This window comes from Flavobacterium sp. KACC 22763 (assembly GCF_028736155.1).
Classification (GTDB): Bacteria; Bacteroidota; Bacteroidia; order Flavobacteriales; family Flavobacteriaceae; genus Flavobacterium.
This window is the reverse complement of the sequence record NZ_CP117879.1, coordinates 919,262-935,857: the sequence shown is the minus strand read 5'-3', so window position 1 is coordinate 935,857 and position 16,596 is coordinate 919,262. Positions and strand designations below refer to the sequence as shown.

Sequence of the window (16,596 nt, the reverse complement as noted above, 5' to 3'; positions counted from 1 at the left end):
CCCTTGCGCAGCTTTTTTTATTTTCGATTAAGCGTAAAATCGTTTTAAAATTTTCTTTGCACTGTCTGAAGCTACGATTAATCCGCCACTCATCATGATAATGTCTTTGAGAACCAAACGGCCTCCAACAGAAAGATACGGAAACCCAAACTCTGGTGTTGGAAAATCTCCGCCCAAATTTGGAACGTAAACTTCTGGCGTTGTGATTAAAAATGATAAGGTTACAAACGCCATTCCGAATGTCAGAAGTCCGCCCAAAAATCCGATTTTAGGAAACCAAATTCCTAAAAGAACCAACAAACCAATCGTAACAATAACAGTTCCTAATCCGTAAGAAAAAATATAAGTTCCATTGGCTTCATGCCATTTAATGTTTTTCTCAACAGTTTTACCTTCAACGTTTTTGTAAAGCGTGTAGGCTTTTACGGTTTTACCTTCATCATTTGTAACTTGTTTATTAGCATCTTTATAAAAGAAATCCATAAACGGACTATTCGCAACCAGCGGCACAATTCCGTCAGCCTCATATTTAAAGGCTTTTAATCCGCCAATCCATGCCATTACAACAAATATGGCAATTCTTAAAAAGTGAATAAAGTTGCTTTGTCCACCCGCAATAAATCGTATAAATTTTTCCATTTTGATTATGTTTTAAATACAAATCAAAATTACTTTATGCTTATCTGGATAAAAATGGACGTAAAGGAGTTTTCATGGACTATTTTGCCACGATAGAAATGCCAACTTCTTTTCTGAATTCTTTCGGCGAAATGCCTACGCTTTTCTTGAAATATCGGCTGAAATAAAATTCGTCTTCAAAATTAAGATCGTCTGCGATTTCTTTTATAGTCTTCGTAGTCAAATGCAGCAGTTTCTTAGCTTCCAAAACAATGCGATCTTGAATAAGCTGAGAAGGCGATTTTCCGAAATGCTTTTTTATTCTTTTACTGAAAGTATTGACGCTCAAATTGTATTTTGAGGCATAAAAAGCGACTTCTTTTGCTTCTAGAAAATGAGTATCTAACAAATGCTGAAACTTCAAAATATCAGCGTTTCCAATAGATTCCTGAATCTGAGGTGACATTTTGAGCTGTTTTTCTTTACTGCTTAAAGCGAGAATGACTTGTAAATAGGATTTTAGAATCGAATTATCATAATCCTGTTCAGAATCTTCTACCCTTTTCATTCTTTCCATAATGCTCGTGATTTCCTCGTAAATAAAATTGGAAACCGTTACAAAAGGTTCGCTGTAAATATCATTAAATAAAATTCCGTTGCAAGCCACTTCTTTTTTATGGTATTCAATGCAATAAAAATCTCCATGAAAACTGAGAATATTTATAAAAAGCGCTGTCGAACTTTTCCATTGCAATAACTGATACGGCGTTAAAAACAAAAGATTTTTTCCCTTGCAATCGTAATCGGTTAAATCAACAGAAAAAACTCCTTCTCCATCAAACATAAGAATGTTGTAATACGGTTCGTTGATTTCCTTTTCAAGAAAAGAAGATTGTTTCAGTTCGATTTTCATATTACTAAATTAACGCAAAGCCATCTATTGTACAATTTAAATCAAAAAAAATGCCCCAGAAAGTTAGCTTTTCTGGGAACATTTAGGATTGAACAATTCTAATTATTCAAAGCTGGTTTCGTAATATATTTTCTAATTCATGAAACAAGAATGCATTGGAAGTTGGTACAATTCTTCAAAATCTACGCCAGCAAGATTTAGGCTTTTAAAAAATGCTTTTGCTTTATCTTTTGCCTGTTTATCCAATCCTGTATAAAATATTTCATTGTCATTCTGCTTTTGGTTTATCATAGAAAGCACTTCTGGATTAACTATATTAAGAACCCTTATAACATGAGATTCTGGCAATAGCGATGCAATTATTTCTGATGAAGATTTTGCATTTGGCCTCAAGCATTCTAAGCTAAAAATTGGATTGCTCTCATGAATTATTATTTTTTCATTCATGTCTGGCAAGTCCGTTAGGAATAGTCCAACATCTTCACGCGGAATAAATAATATCAAAATACTGGCTTTTGCAGCTTCGTTTCTGCTTACCAATTTTACATTTTCTCCCATTTTTTTAGCCAGATCCTGAAACTGACGATTTTCGCGGGTGGAACTTAATAATACCTGATGTCCAGCCTCTACTGCCCTATTCACAAAATTCATTGTAAAACTGCATAAACCAATTACTCCTATCCTCATCTGTTTTGAACTTTGTTGTTTACCTTTTGAACAAATATAGCGTTACAAACCCTTACAGAGCCTGTTCTGAATGTACCAATACACCTACAACGTTGTAGATTTAAAACTACAAACGGCAATTTCTGATTTATGTTTTATAAGTTTGTATCCTATAAAATTAGTCAGATGTCTAAAATGACGGCTTTTGTTTCTTTTCGTTATGGTTGTTTTTTGCTGCTGCTCTTAACAACTAAAATGGTCTGCCAACAAAACTACAAGGCCAGATGGTACACTGCGGACAATAACGAACTGCAGCAGAATAGCATAAAGGCAATCGTTCAGGGCAAACATAATTTTATATGGATGACGACTGAAAATGGTATTGTGCGTTATGACGGAAATAATTTTCTGGTTTTCAATTCATCCAACACTTCGCTAGAGCACAATCGTTTCACTGATATTTTCGGAAGTATAGAAAAAGACAGCCTTACAAGTTATAACGAGAGCAAAAAAGAGCTAGTTTTTATTCGGAATGCCAAAGTTCAAATACTCAAAAAAAATGCTCCTCGTTCTAGTTTAGACCGAAACGGCAGACGCTTCTTTTTTCATGATGGCCTTCCTTCAAACTATACCATCAATCAGCATGAGCCTTATTATATCAAATTATCTACTGGAAATACATTTTTCGTAGACAATGAGAGGATTGAATTATGCGATTCTAAAATGAAAAGCATTTCTAAAACAGCTTTTAAAAACGATAATGTTTTTAATTTCTTTGCGCTGAATAATTCTCTTTTTTACCTCACTGATAATGGTGAATATCATTGTTTCTCACAAAAAGGCAAATCGTTTGGAAAGCTGAATATACAAGCGTCAGAAAACAACCGAAAGCTCTTTTGGAATATTACTACTGGACAGGTTTTTCTTTCTCTAAAAAATAAAATTTATCAGCTAAAAAATCAGAATGGCAAACTGACAGCCCAATTAATTGTTGAATACAAAGATTTTGAAGCAAGCAATATTATTGCGGTTTATTTTGATCAGAAAAATAGAAAGCTATATCTGGGAAGCAGTACAAATGGATTGTGCATCATTTCTTTCCCTGCTTTTAAATCTATAACCAAAAATACAGGAAGAGCCGAAGTCTATTATGCCGCACAAGCTTTCACCGACAGCACGATTGTCACTTCTGAAGGATTAATTATTAATGATAAAAAAGTTGTTGGCAATATTTCTTTTCCTAAAAGCGTTTTTTTGGAAGAGCGTCTAAATATTGCTCTTGACGATGATAAAAATATCTGGATCAGCCGAAACCTAAATGTGCTTTGCTATCTAAAAAACTCGGGCTACAAAAAACATCTCACTTATAGTTTTAATCAAAATCCGAAAACAATATTCAAAGACAATAGCAATACCATCTGGGTTTCTATGGGTATAGACGAATTTCATAAACCCAAATTGTATGCTATAAAAAACGGCATGGTAACGCTAAAAGCTGTTTTTAAAAAAAACATTAATTATATTGTCCAGCTCAAAAATGCACTTTATTTGGGTGGAGATCAAGGTTTATTTCAATATGATTTAAAAACTGAGAAGATACATTTTGAAAAAAATACTGAAAAATTAAATATTAGAAGTGTTTTTATCGACAGCCAGCAGAAAATTTGGCTTACCACATACGAAAAAGGCTTTTATCTCTACTCCGATCATGCTTTATATTCTTTCCCAACAGACGAAGAAAATTCGCTTAATTCTTCGCACTGCATCATTGAAGACAAAAATGGCTTTTTTTGGATATCAACCAACAAAGGACTTTTTCAGGTTTCAAGAAGAGTGCTGCTCAACTATTCTAAAAATAAAAATACCATAATATACTACCATCAATACAACAAATCGGATGGTTTCCTAATTAACGAATTTAATGGCGGATGCCAACCATGCGGCAATCTTCTTAAAAATAACACTATCGCTTTTCCGTCTATGAACGGAATTGTATTTTTTAATCCTGATAAAGTGACTCCTTTGCTGCCTAGTAAAGATCTTTTTATAGACAGGGTTGTTCTGGATCAGAAAACACTTTTGCCAAAAGATACTATTGTCTTAAAAAACAATTTTCAGAGGGTTAGTTTTCTCGTTTCTTATCCTTATTATGGCAATCCAAAAAACCTGACCATAGAAGCAAGAATGGACAAAATTGGCAGTGACCGCTGGGAAAGGCTGAGAGCCGATAAATCGATATCTTTTACTACGCTGCCACCAGGAACTTACAAACTTACTTTTAGAAGTTTGTCTGGTTTTGATGCCAATTATGCCTACAAAACTGTCATTCTTGTTGTGCCTGCAAAATTCTACCAGACTATCTGGTTTGCCATTCTTTGCTGTTTTCTTACTGCTGGTTTTGTAATTTCACTTTGGTACATACGATTGTATTATCAAAGAATGAAAAGAATGCAACTGGAAGAAGTCATTGCAAAAAAGACAAAAAAATTAGCTTCTACCGTTAAAAAACTTGAAAGGGCAGAAAACAATTTAAAACAAGAAATTAAACAGCACGAAATGTTGGTTAAAAGCATGAGCCACGATATCAAAAGTCCGCTGAAATTCCTGTCTTCTTCTATAAAACATCTTTTTGAAAACAGCATTATACAAGAAGATCCAAAACTCAAACAGCAATTGGGAACTTTGCAGACATCAACTTCTCAACTGTATGAGTATGTCGAAAATCTTATCAAATACTCTTCTATTTTTATTGAAGGAAAAAAACTGGAAGATGAATGTTATTCTTTACATGAACTCATCGAAGAAAGCATTCAGATTTTTGAAAAAATTGCAGAAGCCGAAAACAATACCATTATCAATAATGTCCCAACGGCTTTATTTGTGAAAACAAACAAAAAAGCCCTTTCCATCATTATTCATAATTTGATTGATAATGCCATAAAAAACACCAAAAATGGAAGAATTGCACTTTTATGCACTACACAGAATAACATTCTTAACTTAAAAATTATTGATAACGGCAAAGGAATGAGCAAAGAGCTTATTGATTATTATCACAATTTTTATAAAAATCCGATTTCAAAAAATTATCATCTCGGACTTCACATGATTATTGAACTTCTTATTCTAATTGAAGGAAACATCAATATTATTAGCGACATTGATAAGGGAACTACAATTGAAATTATGGTTGAGTACAATTAACTTTTAAACGTTTTGTACAAATTGATGAGCTCTACCAAGTTATTGACTTTTAGTTTCTCAAAAACTCTTGCTTTATACGTGCTCACGGTAGACATATGAATGTTGAGCTGGTTTGAAATTTCTAAATTGCCATTTCCCTGAACCAATAAATCTGTAATTTGAAGTTCTCTTTTGGATAAACCTTCTAACGGATTTAAAGTTTTTTTGCTGGTCTGAGTATTTACCAATTTACTAACCAATTCAGAAGAAATATACGTTCCCGATTCGAAAATTGATGTAATGGCAAACATGATTTTTTCTTCGCTGCAGAGTTTGTCTACATAACCGTTGGCGCCAGAAGAAAGGTATTTTAAAGCATATTGTTCTTCTTCGTGGGCAGAGAAAACCAATATTTTGACATCGGGCTGAATCGCTCTGATGTCGGTTATCATATCGGTATTTTTTCCTCCTGGAATATTAATATCTAAAATCACTAAGTCAAAAGGAAGATTTTTTAAAAGTGTAATCGCTTCAAAGAAATTTTCAGCATTCGAAATGGCAACATCATCAAACTGCCGTTCCAAAATCATGGCAACTCCATTTCGCACTACCAAATGATCATCTACTATTAAAATCTTCTTTGTCATCTTCATTATTTCTTGGTAAATCCTTTTCTGGTCATTTCGCCCCATCCTTTCGTTCCCATCATTTTTTCTTTATACCCAACCAAAGCAGCATAAACCGTAAGCGGATGAAAGTAAAACGGTTCAATAAAAGCCGCCATCAGCAATTTGAAAAAATCGGCTTGTTTTGGGTATTTGTGATAGGTTTTTTCTTCGCTGTACAAAGCAATAACAGAAAAGAGCACTGCAAATGTATACACAAAAAGCAATAGCAAGAAGAAAAAATGCCAGTTTAAAAGACCGAATACTATAAATACTGCAGTGATGACCAAACCAATAAATTCTATTGCAGGCGCAAGAAATTCAAACAAAGTCCAATATGGTACACTCAGCATTCCTAACAATTTATATTTAGGATTAAGAAACATTTTGCGGTGAATGCTTAAGGTTTCTATTGTTCCTCTCATCCAGCGAGAGCGCTGTTTTTTGAATATTTTAAAATCTTCAGGCGCTTCGGTCCAACAAAGCGGATCTGGAATATAGCTCACCGAATATGGCAGTTTATTATCTAGCATATAACGGCGCATTCTGACAATAAGTTCCATATCTTCTCCAACCGTCTTGGTGCTATAACCGCCAGAAAGTATGGCAATTTCTTTATCAAAAGCTCCAAAAGCACCGCTAATAAGCAATAATCCGTCCAGTTTTCCCCACGCCATTCTGCCTAAAAGAAATGCTCTTAAATATTCTAAAACCTGAATTCTCGATAGCATCACATCTGGAACATTTACTTCTACTAAACGTCCGTTTTTTATTACACATTGGTTCGCAATTCGCACTACTCCACCAGTTGCAATAATACGTTTTCCGTACGATTCTAAAAATGGTTTTGCGAGCTTTAAAAGTGAATCTTTATCTAAGATACAATCGACATCAATGCAAACCACATACGGATTCTGGGCAATATTAAGTCCGACATTTAAGGCGTCGGCTTTACCTCCATTTTCTTTATCAACTACAATCAATTTTTTGAAAGCGGCATTTCTTGAAGTATAAATGCCTCTGATTTTTTTGGTTTCAATTTTTGGATGGAATTCCAAATCGGTCAAAACCAGATCGTAGGTTTTGGTCAGGATTTCCATCGAATTGTCTTTGCTTCCGTCATTGACCACAATAACCTGATAATTGTTGTAATTCAGCGAAAGCAATGATTTTACATTTTCTTCAATCGTAAGGCCTTCATTATATGCGGGCGCAATAAGCGAAAGTTTTGGAGCAAACTCGCTAGTCAACAGCACATCGTAATCGACAAAACTGTTTCGTTTAAGGTATCTTCTAAGCTCTTTTGTAGAAATATAAGCCAATGCTAAATAAGAAGACATGATTAGTATGGCGTAACCAAGAATAAGGAGTATATATACATCCAAAAACCACGTTATTTCAGTATTAAAAAAAGTCATTTCTTGTTCAATTATACTGTTAATGCCTGCAAAAGACTCTGTGCTTTGTATTTAATTACAGTGTTCGAAGTATTCTCTGCCAAATGAACTACATGAGGAAGCTTCTGTGTTAGTTTAAGTTCTTTTATCAATTTTAAACCAAGTGCCACTACTGTCGTATTTTGCGATTCTAATAAATGTTCAATTCCGACTGTATCACCAACATCGTGTTTTTTGAAAGCGCCAATAATATTCAGCTGCATCCAATCATCAATAGGATCTGAATGTTCTACTAAATAGTTTACACTCTCCGTTCCTTCAAGTTTAATAGCCGCATTTAAGGCAACAATCTTTAATGTTTTTTTTTTGGCTTTAGAATAAACAATAATCTGATCAAATGCTTCTCTAATATTAAACTCAGACAACTCGCTAATTCCTTTACATTTTACTTCCCATTTTAAGCTTTTGAGTTTCTTAAATGAATCTTTTATCAATCCAGAATCTTTATAAAACTGTTCTAGTTTTTGAGCATATATACCTTCATAATTTTTGTGCAGATTGATAAGAGATTCGGTCAAAACTTCTCTAAAAAAAGAAGTGTCAAAAAGGACTAAAAAGTTTTTGTCTTTTTTTACTTCGGCAAAAGAAACATCTTGAAAAATGACAGCCGACATAATTTTGTCTATCAAAGCACTGTATTCTTTGCAAAGACGTTCTTTTTTGATTTTACTATTTCTGCTAGCAACAATAATAAGATATAGAATAAGAGAGGCCGCTACAAACAGATAAGTGGAGAAAGTAAGAAAAGGTACTTCCCACTGGCCGTTTTTATATAGTTCCCAGAAATCTCTCATCTTAAAAACGTTTTGTTACAATTAGCTGTACATTAAACTTGTTTCGGTATTCACTAGGAATATACTCTTCATATTCGTAAAGGAAAATTGGACGTACAAAAAACGAATCGCCAAAACGGTGCTGATATTGAAGTCCGACACGATATGCTTTTAATGGCTCTGTAAAATTATTGTAGAGATACAGATACGGAACGTTTCCATATTGCAATTCCAGTCTTATAAGGCGTTCTTTTTCTTCATTGACACGCTGAATGCTTAAAACATGAGAAAAAAGTTCGTTCGAAATATCATAATAAGGTCTATAAGCAAAACTATAAACTCTTGCATTGTAGGCTACTTGTCCTGTAAGCAAGGTAATATCGTCTGTCTCAAAATGCGTGAATCGTCCTCCAAGCGAAAAATCAAAATGTTTCTGTGGCTTAAAATAATATTCTAAACCCGCTTTGGCTACAGGAAAAATGGTTTCTCCTGTCGAAACGCCAGCATTTGCATACAAATAGCTTTTGTTTGAAAAGGTTTGGTAAAAATCGGTTTCAAAAAGCATTTGGGTTTCATTGCCGATATTTCCAATATTTGCCCTTCCTACAATTGCCGATTTGCTGAATTTATGTGAGTATTCAACATATCCATAATGAAATGGTTGCTGTCCTGGATCGGAAGTCGAAATATTTAAGTAAGAAGCCGAAACTGTATTTTTTGCTTTACGTCCAATAAGCGTACGTATTCCACTAAAAGCTTGAGTACTATTATCAATATAAGATGCTTTTTCTATTAAATCTAATGCTTCCTGATCTCGGTTTAATTTCTCTAGACAAGTAGCTTTAATCTTCAAAACCTCAACCGATTTTGGATCTATCGCAAGATATTTATCGCAATACGAAATACATTTTTCGTAATCTTCTGTCCAGAAGTAAATGTTTACAAGCGCTTGCAAAGCTTCTAGATTTGGATTATTTCTGTCTGCCATTGGAGACAAAATCTTTATTGCCGTTTTATAGTCTTTTTTCCAGCTGTAAATTCTTCCCGCGAAAGTTTGTATATCTTCATTTTCAGGATATTTGGCTCGAAGAGGCTCAATTATCGATAATGCTTTATCGTAATTTTCTTTTTCGACTTCACGCTTTACATTGGCTAAAGCCTCATCTATATTGATTTCTTGTCCAATTGCAATAGAGGAAATGAAAAGAAGGAAAATAGAATAATATACAAACTTCATTAGATTCGGGGTTTTAGTAATTTATTAATCCTCACTAAAAGTACAGCCGGACTTACTGGTTTAGCAATAAATTCGTTTGCTCCAATATCAAAAGAGTCAAGTTCGGTCTGCTCAACTCCCGAAGAAGTTAATATAATAACAGGAATATCAGATTTAAGATTCTCTCTAACGTGTTGGGTAATTTCCATTCCGCTAACACCTGGCATGTTTATATCGGTCAATATCAAGTCATAGTTTTCTTTTTCGATCGCTTCTAGCGCCTCTTTACCATCAGAAAACTGGTCAATACTAAATCCTTTAGACTCTAAGAAAAAAGACAACGATTTGCGTAGGATATCATTATCTTCGGCTACAATAATTCTCATTTTTTAATTTTTTCTCTTTGGGACAAACTAATTTATATCATCATTACTATAAAGCTAATGCATATTTTTATTATATCATAGCTCTTTTAAAATTTTAACGACTTCTTCGATTCCGCAGCTGAAAATATTTACTTTATCTAATGTTTCAGCAGTAAATTCGCCAGATGACGCTTCTTCTTCGATAATCGACAGACAATTGCTTAAATCCTGCAGCATAAAAATGTCCATGCTCGATTTCATATTATGCGCCAATTTTTTTACGTTGTCATAATCAATGTTCTTAAATGCCTCTTCCAACTGCGCTGCCTGAACTGGAATTTTTTCAATAAAAAGACCTATCATTTCTTTCTTAAATTCGGGATCGCCGCCAGACATTTCGTCAAGAAAAGACATATCAATAATTCTCTTATGATGCCCATCGCTATCTGGAGTCATAACCGTTTTTATGGCTTTTAGAAGAACAGCCTGTTTAAAAGGCTTTGGCACATAAGCATTCATTCCTACTTTGTAGCAACGCTCCTGCTCACCTACTAGCGAATGTGCTGTCATGGCAATAATCGGAATATTGGAATTCATTTCATTTCGAATATAATCAGTGGTTTGGTAGCCGTCTTTAACAGGCATTTGCAAATCCATTAAAACCAAATCGTATTTCTTTTGAGACAATAATTCAATTCCTTCCTCTCCATTCTGCGCGATATCCAAATCAAAACCAAAATTATTAATTACGCTTTTTGCCAGTTTTTGGTTTAAAACATTGTCTTCGCAAAGCAATATTTTAAGATGTCCTAAATCATTTTTAGAAACAGTTTTCACTTCTGTTTCTTCAGTATCTGACTTTTTGTACGAAAGGGTAAAGAAAAACTCTGAACCGCGATTTAAAGTGCTTTTTACATGAACTTCTCCTTTCTGAAGTTCTACTAATTGTTTTACAATATTAAGTCCAAGTCCTGTACCTCCAAAGGTTCGTGTTGTACTTTCCTCGCCTTGCGTAAATCTTTCAAAAATAGTTTCAAGCTTATCTTTCGGGATTCCGATTCCAGTGTCTTTTATAGAAAATTTAAACGTATAACTATCTTCTGTTTCCTCAATTTTCTTAACTGAAACCGTTACTTCTCCTTCATTTGTAAACTTAAGCGCATTCCCGATAAGATTCACTAATATCTGATTAAGTCTTCCTTGATCGCCAATCACCATATCTGGCAATTCGGCATCAAGAAAAAGATTAAACTCAACCTCTTTCTGCGCTTTTACTTTCAACAAACTATAAACGTGTTTGAGGGTTTTCTTCAAATTAAAAGATTCGGTTTCGATTGTCAAATTTCCAGATTCAATTTTTGAAAGATCCAGAATATCATTCACAATTAAAAGCAAATTTTCGCCTGCAATCTGAACGCTTCCAATATAATCGCGCTGTGTATCATTGAGTTCTGTCTGTGCAAGCAAATCGGTAAAACCAATAATTGCGTTTAAAGGAGTTCTAATTTCGTGGCTCATATTGGCCAAAAAACTGTCTCTTGCCAGAACAGCACGCTCTGCAATTTTTCTCTGCGTATATAGCTGATTGTTTTTTGTTCCTAATTCCAGCTGTGCAATAACATGTTTTGCAATAATCGAAAGTGCATTACGTTGATTATCATTTAATTCTTTTACAACATGATCAATAGCGCACAGCGTTCCAATATTATAGCCATCTGGTGTTGTAAGCGGTACACCGGCATAAAATCTTACATTGAAACCTCCTGTAACATTTGGATCATCTTTAAATCTTTCGTTGATATGAGTATCATTGATTTCTACAATTTCAGTATCTAAAATAGTGTAATTGCAGAACGTAATTTCTCTCGGCACTTCAGAAACTCCAATTCCAATCTCCGATTTAAACCATTGTCTATCCTCATCAATAAAAGAAATATGGGCAATTGGCACACCGCAGATATAAGAAACAAGCTTTGTTGCATCGTCAAAAGCATTGTCTGGAAGTGTATCTAGTATATTATAACGTTTAAGAGCCGCTAAACGCTGTAGTTCGTTCTCTGGAATGGGGTAATTCTTGTTCATTGCTTGGCGTGGTAAAGGTATAAAGATAAAGCAAAATAGTCGAAAACCCTTATTCAGCAAAGAGTTTATCATAAAATTATACCCAAAAAGACTTAAGTATTACGGTTTGGATTACTTATTTTATTCTATTTCAATTTCTCTACTTGTTATTTTTAGCAAATTTATGTTACAGTTTAAGAATGCTATTTAATTCCAAAATTGTCGTTCCTTCAGGAGACTCTTTTGGCGATTTTATTAATTTTTCAGCTAAAAATGCAGTTGTGATTGGTTTCAGGTTTTTGAAAAGTCCAATTGCATTAAAGAATTTTATAACTTTTACTGAAATCTTTTCGCCCAAACGATCTGTATTTTCTCGAATTAATGGCCCAGGCCTGAAAATAACATATTGAGGAAAATGAAGCTCTTGGAGATAGTCTTCTAGTTTTCCTTTCATCATAGAGTAATATACACTGCTTTTGGCTGACGCTCCGTAAGAAGAAACCAAAATCAAAGATTTTACATTGTTTTGTTTTGCAACAGCTGCAAAATCCGCGGGAATATCGTAGTCGATTTTCCATTGTTTTTCTTTTGATCCCGCATCTTTCAGCGTAGTTCCTAAACAAGAAAAAAGAATGTGTCCGGTAATTATTTCCTGAAAGGAATTGATATTTGAAAAATCAACAACATGCTCGGTCAATTTTGGATGTGATTTTCCTGTTGGACGTCTCACAAAAATGGAAACCGATTCATAATCATTGCTTTCTAAAAGCAGATTAACCAACTCTTTTCCTGTTGCGCCTGTGGCTCCAATTACCAATGCTTTCATAATGTTTGGAATTTTGTATTGTAAATATAATGATTGTTAACGATATGTTGTTCTACCAATATGTAGCTCCTACGGAGCAATTTTCTCTGGTTGTTCTATTTGCTACCGTTATCTTGCTCCTACGGAGCATTAAAAAAAGGCTGTCACCAAAGTGACAGCCTCTAATATTCAATTTTAAAACTTTATCTTTTAATAAATTTCTGTGTATATTTTGCTTTATCAGTTACAATATTGATAATATAAAATCCTTTGGCAAAATTACTTACATCAATTTGATTGTTGTTTAATTGAGTATTGATCGCTCTTCCATTAACATCATAAATCATAACATCGGTAATTTCATCTTCAGTACTAATATTCAGATAATCTGAAACTGGATTTGGATAAATTGATAATTGCACTTTCGTGAATTCGTCTCTGCCTAAAACCGCCGTATCAACTAAAATTGATTTTTCAACTATTTTTCCATTAGAATTAAAACTGATTACAATTGTTGCTTTTCCTCCTGTTTGTGGCGTTATAATCAGTTCTTCATTAGCGTTAATTTCTGCTGAAACAATATTCGAATCACTGTTTGATTTAATCGTTTTTACAATCGCTGCCGACAAATTATCTTCATCTGAAACCACTGCTTTTAAATCAATAATTGTTGGACTTCCAGTTGAAATTTCCGAAGGTAGAATTGCATTTACAACTGGTGCTGCATTGTCTGGAAATACCGTCATAGCAGGAAACCAGTAATAATCATTTAAAGTTTTTGTATCGATTAATTTTCCTGTATTGTCAAAAGTATGAATCCAATTTTTTTGGAAATGTGCTCCAAAACCACTTTCGGTTGTGTTTACAATAATCTGATCTGAAACAGGATCAATTCTCAATGCTGCTCCATAAGGAATTTGCTTAAAAGTTCCTGTTTGTCCTGGAAGTGTTGCAAAACTTTCGTTGAATTTCTTGGTTGCCACATCAAACTTTATAATTAGGACACCCGACGTAAATGCGTTGACAGAATTCATCCAATACAAAGCATTTTCTTTATTGCTGTAGGTAAAACTACCAGCATTCCATGCGCCCCAAGAACCTAAATATTGAGTGGTTGGTATGGCATATTCAATAGTTGCAAAAGTTACGGGATCAATATTAATTATTTTCTTGTTTTGAATTCCCCAAATGCTTCCGTCTTTAGACTGTGTAACGGAATGAAATGCGCCTGTAATGGTTTTAATTACGGTATTGGTTTTAGGATCAATGACCAAAATTCCACCATTTTGTTTTACTGCAAATACATATTGAGAAGTGCGAATCATGTTTCCAATCTGCCCCGCGTACTGACTTCCGCCACCAGTTCCTGCAATGACAGCTCCAACTTTCATATTGGCAATATCAAAAATAAAAACTCCGTTTGAAGCGCCTATATATCCCGTTTTTTCATCAACTCCAACAAAAGAACGTCCGTCTCCTCCTCCAACATTATCAAATTCTGCAAGGGTTTTCATAGTTAACGCATCTGCAACAACAAGCCTTCCGCCTGGAGTATATTGTGTATCGCCCCCATCTTTAGGCTGTTTAGAAACAAAATAAAATTTATCTCCGTAAATAGTGCCGTATTGTGTTGTCGCGCCAAAAGCTTTATTTTCATTTACATCGCTATACACTCTATAATTAATTTTCCCGTCATTGCTAACAAAATTTACAGATCCATTAGTGTGCCCAAACCACTCTTCGTTTACCATGAAATACCCTTTTGTAAAATCTATCGCATTAGTGTAAGCTGTTACAGGAGTAAATGCTGCAATGGGTTCTTCTGCAAACGAAACATTAAAATTCCAGACGTCCCAAGAACCATTTTGTAAAACTCGGCTCGATGCTCCTAATCCAGAATAGTCAAAACCATTATTTACATCATCTCTTACCCAATACGACCAATATCCTTTAGTTGTCCAGCCAGACTGCCAGTGATCTAAAGCATCAATTGGCGTGTATTCGTCAAAATCATAAGCCGCTGTATTTACAATACCACTTACGGGATAATAAGGATAAGTTAGATTTCCGCTTTTGTACAATCCAATTGTGTTGGCTCCATCCAAATCAAAACCAAATCCGCCAATTGCAGTTCCAAATTGAGTTCCCTGCAATAAAAGAGTGTAAAAACGAGGGTCGGCTTTTGCAATGGCTTTCATCATATCTTCGCCAGTTGCACTTCCATCCCATTTAAATCCCCAAATTAAAGCGTCAGCATTTTTTCCATCGTTCCATTGCACAGCAAATGCTGCTTTATTGGCACCTGTACCAACCCAAAACTGAATATCATCAAAAGTGGTTGCATTGGCACTTTTTGCGTTTAATTGTTTTTGCGTCGCTGTTTTTACTTTAATGTCATTTCTAGGAACACCTTGCACTTTTGTCTGTGCATGGGTTAGAAATGCAAAAAATAGCATTATTACTATAAAGTAGTTTTTCTTCATAATGTATTGGTTTTAAAATGTTGTGTTTGTAATTATTTTCTAACACATAGAGTCATAGATTTTAAATTATTGAAAAGAATAGTGAAAGAAACTAGTTTCTAACACATAGCTATGTGTTTTTAAACCAAGTGAAACGTCTTTCTAAGCTCCTACAATCTATGTCTCTATGTGTTAAAATTTTATTGTGTTAGTTAAGATGTAAATCGTAAGCGCCTGAAACTTCTGTTGAAACTTCTCCAAGCCAGCCCGCTTCCTGATTGATTGCGGTGTATATTTTTACGAAATCTATTCCGGGAAGTTTTACGTATTTTCCGTTTTTATCAACTGCCCAAGAAATATCAATATTCGAAGCTTCGTCATTATTTGGGGCATTATCGGCATAGCCAAATTCGAACGATTTGCCAACCCAATATGAGCCTTCACCGCTTTGATCGTAGAAATTATCGGCTATTCGTGTTCCTTTTAAAGTATACGAAGCATCGGCAATCCAAAGTGGATAATAATTTTGTTCATGAAACACATTTTGTGATTTATAACCTGAATTTCCAGCATTATCCTGCCATTTGATATATTCGGTATTAACCTGCCAAAATTCATTTCCTGCAACTGTCAATTTGTTTGGATCTGGTTTGAAATAAGTAATAGAATAGTTTTTTGTAGTCGTGTTTTTAAAGCATTCGCTTCCAGCTATTTCGTACCATTCGTCTTCGTCTGGTTTTCCGTTTTTATTCTTGTCATAAGCGACCATAATAATTCCGGGTTCGCAAGATCCTGCACGCGCTTCGTTGGCTTCATTTCCCCAAAAAGCATTTCCTAAAACCTTAAAATCTCGTCCGTCCATATTTGGAATCGTGTGATCAAAACCAAAAACCACATAACCGCCAAAACCGCCAAGCGAAATCATTGTGGTATTGGAACCTACAATTGCTTTTTTTGCTGCAGAAATCATATTGGCTTCTGTATTTCCTGCTGTATATTGTGGAATTTCGTTTGTAAACTGTCCAACCGCAGGACGAAAATCAAATACATTAGAAATATATTTACTGTATGTTGCTGTTTCTTTCGTGACATTGATAGACGAATTATAAATCTTCGTTTCTCCATTTATTTCAACTTTTAAAGTCAGCGGATAGTTTTTCTGAAACGGACTTATAAAATCCAAATCTGTATTTTCTGAAATAATCGAATCTTTAACACTCCAAATCAGTTTTGCTGTGCTTGGAAGGTTTGTTGCAATATTCAGGACTTTAAAACGGTCAATTGTATATGATTCTTTCAGGATTTCTGCAGGGAGCAGATTTTCATCATTATCATTGTCTTTATCGCAGGCCGCAAATCCCAAAAAGAGAATTGAAAACAAAGCGATTTTAAAAAGGTTTCTATCCAACATT

At 34.4% G+C, this 16,596-nt stretch carries 13 protein-coding genes; 1 reads left to right on the top strand and 12 read right to left on the bottom strand.

Annotated elements, in window-relative coordinates:
• Nucleotides 1-27: 27 nt before the first annotated feature.
• The 3 genes from PQ463_RS04055 to PQ463_RS04045 all read right to left on the bottom strand — a co-directional run bounded on the left by PQ463_RS04055 (nt 28) and on the right by PQ463_RS04045 (nt 2,218).
• On the bottom strand, nt 28-639 hold the full coding sequence (locus tag PQ463_RS04055; protein WP_274256420.1) for a DUF417 family protein: 612 nt from the start codon (nt 637-639) through the stop codon (nt 28-30).
• Between the two features lie 79 nt (nt 640-718).
• Complete coding sequence (locus PQ463_RS04050) at nt 719-1,531, bottom strand: helix-turn-helix domain-containing protein (protein ID WP_274256418.1); 813 nt, start codon at nt 1,529-1,531, stop codon at nt 719-721.
• A 132-nt stretch (nt 1,532-1,663) separates the two neighbouring features.
• Nucleotides 1,664-2,218 (bottom strand): NAD(P)-binding domain-containing protein, encoded by a 555-nt coding sequence (locus PQ463_RS04045; protein ID WP_274256417.1) that lies wholly within the window; start codon nt 2,216-2,218, stop codon nt 1,664-1,666.
• Between the two features lie 234 nt (nt 2,219-2,452).
• Between PQ463_RS04045 and PQ463_RS04040 the strand changes: the two genes are divergently transcribed.
• Nucleotides 2,453-5,401 (top strand): sensor histidine kinase, encoded by a 2,949-nt coding sequence (locus PQ463_RS04040; RefSeq protein ID WP_274256416.1) that lies wholly within the window; start codon nt 2,453-2,455, stop codon nt 5,399-5,401.
• Here PQ463_RS04040 and PQ463_RS04035 read toward each other — a convergent pair.
• The 9 genes from PQ463_RS04035 to PQ463_RS03995 all read right to left on the bottom strand — a co-directional run bounded on the left by PQ463_RS04035 (nt 5,398) and on the right by PQ463_RS03995 (nt 16,595).
• Nucleotides 5,398-6,027 (bottom strand): response regulator, encoded by a 630-nt coding sequence (locus PQ463_RS04035; protein ID WP_274256415.1) that lies wholly within the window; start codon nt 6,025-6,027, stop codon nt 5,398-5,400. The two genes, PQ463_RS04040 and PQ463_RS04035, sit on opposite strands and share 4 nt — an antisense overlap.
• Nucleotides 6,028-6,032: 5 nt before the next feature.
• Complete coding sequence (locus tag PQ463_RS04030) at nt 6,033-7,463, bottom strand: glycosyltransferase family 2 protein (protein ID WP_274256414.1); 1,431 nt, start codon at nt 7,461-7,463, stop codon at nt 6,033-6,035.
• Nucleotides 7,464-7,474: 11 nt separating this feature from the next.
• On the bottom strand, nt 7,475-8,296 hold the full coding sequence (locus PQ463_RS04025; protein WP_274256413.1) for a hypothetical protein: 822 nt from the start codon (nt 8,294-8,296) through the stop codon (nt 7,475-7,477).
• Nucleotide 8,297: 1 nt separating this feature from the next.
• Nucleotides 8,298-9,512 (bottom strand): tetratricopeptide repeat protein, encoded by a 1,215-nt coding sequence (locus PQ463_RS04020; RefSeq protein ID WP_274256412.1) that lies wholly within the window; start codon nt 9,510-9,512, stop codon nt 8,298-8,300.
• Nucleotides 9,512-9,877 carry a response regulator transcription factor gene (locus tag PQ463_RS04015; RefSeq protein ID WP_274256411.1) on the bottom strand — a complete coding sequence of 122 codons (366 nt, stop codon included), beginning with the start codon at nt 9,875-9,877 and terminating at the stop codon, nt 9,512-9,514. Before PQ463_RS04015 ends, PQ463_RS04020 begins: the two co-directional genes overlap by 1 nt.
• Before the next feature lie 75 nt (nt 9,878-9,952).
• On the bottom strand, nt 9,953-11,938 hold the full coding sequence (locus PQ463_RS04010) for a GAF domain-containing hybrid sensor histidine kinase/response regulator (protein WP_274256410.1): 1,986 nt from the start codon (nt 11,936-11,938) through the stop codon (nt 9,953-9,955).
• Between the two features lie 166 nt (nt 11,939-12,104).
• Entirely contained in the window at nt 12,105-12,743 is a 639-nt protein-coding gene (locus PQ463_RS04005) for an NAD(P)H-binding protein (protein ID WP_274256409.1), read from the bottom strand.
• Between the two features lie 182 nt (nt 12,744-12,925).
• On the bottom strand, nt 12,926-15,205 hold the full coding sequence (locus PQ463_RS04000; protein WP_274256408.1) for a T9SS type A sorting domain-containing protein: 2,280 nt from the start codon (nt 15,203-15,205) through the stop codon (nt 12,926-12,928).
• 187 nt (nt 15,206-15,392) lie between these two features.
• Complete coding sequence (locus PQ463_RS03995; RefSeq protein ID WP_274256407.1) at nt 15,393-16,595, bottom strand: cell surface protein; 1,203 nt, start codon at nt 16,593-16,595, stop codon at nt 15,393-15,395.
• Nucleotide 16,596 lies beyond the last annotated feature (1 nt).

What these genes read in the sequence shown, in the direction of transcription:
- PQ463_RS04055 (WP_274256420.1), bottom strand. Translation starts at nt 639, where the DNA reads ATGGAAAAATTTATACGATTTATTGCGGGTGGACAAAGCAACTTTATT.
- PQ463_RS04050 (WP_274256418.1), bottom strand. Translation starts at nt 1,531, where the DNA reads ATGAAAATCGAACTGAAACAATCTTCTTTTCTTGAAAAGGAAATCAAC.
- PQ463_RS04045 (WP_274256417.1), bottom strand. Translation starts at nt 2,218, where the DNA reads ATGAGGATAGGAGTAATTGGTTTATGCAGTTTTACAATGAATTTTGTG.
- PQ463_RS04040 (WP_274256416.1), top strand. Translation starts at nt 2,453, where the DNA reads ATGGTCTGCCAACAAAACTACAAGGCCAGATGGTACACTGCGGACAAT.
- PQ463_RS04035 (WP_274256415.1), bottom strand. Translation starts at nt 6,027, where the DNA reads ATGACAAAGAAGATTTTAATAGTAGATGATCATTTGGTAGTGCGAAAT.
- PQ463_RS04030 (WP_274256414.1), bottom strand. Translation starts at nt 7,463, where the DNA reads ATGACTTTTTTTAATACTGAAATAACGTGGTTTTTGGATGTATATATA.
- PQ463_RS04025 (WP_274256413.1), bottom strand. Translation starts at nt 8,296, where the DNA reads ATGAGAGATTTCTGGGAACTATATAAAAACGGCCAGTGGGAAGTACCT.
- PQ463_RS04020 (WP_274256412.1), bottom strand. Translation starts at nt 9,512, where the DNA reads ATGAAGTTTGTATATTATTCTATTTTCCTTCTTTTCATTTCCTCTATT.
- PQ463_RS04015 (WP_274256411.1), bottom strand. Translation starts at nt 9,877, where the DNA reads ATGAGAATTATTGTAGCCGAAGATAATGATATCCTACGCAAATCGTTG.
- PQ463_RS04010 (WP_274256410.1), bottom strand. Translation starts at nt 11,938, where the DNA reads ATGAACAAGAATTACCCCATTCCAGAGAACGAACTACAGCGTTTAGCG.
- PQ463_RS04005 (WP_274256409.1), bottom strand. Translation starts at nt 12,743, where the DNA reads ATGAAAGCATTGGTAATTGGAGCCACAGGCGCAACAGGAAAAGAGTTG.
- PQ463_RS04000 (WP_274256408.1), bottom strand. Translation starts at nt 15,205, where the DNA reads ATGAAGAAAAACTACTTTATAGTAATAATGCTATTTTTTGCATTTCTA.
- PQ463_RS03995 (WP_274256407.1), bottom strand. Translation starts at nt 16,595, where the DNA reads ATGTTGGATAGAAACCTTTTTAAAATCGCTTTGTTTTCAATTCTCTTT.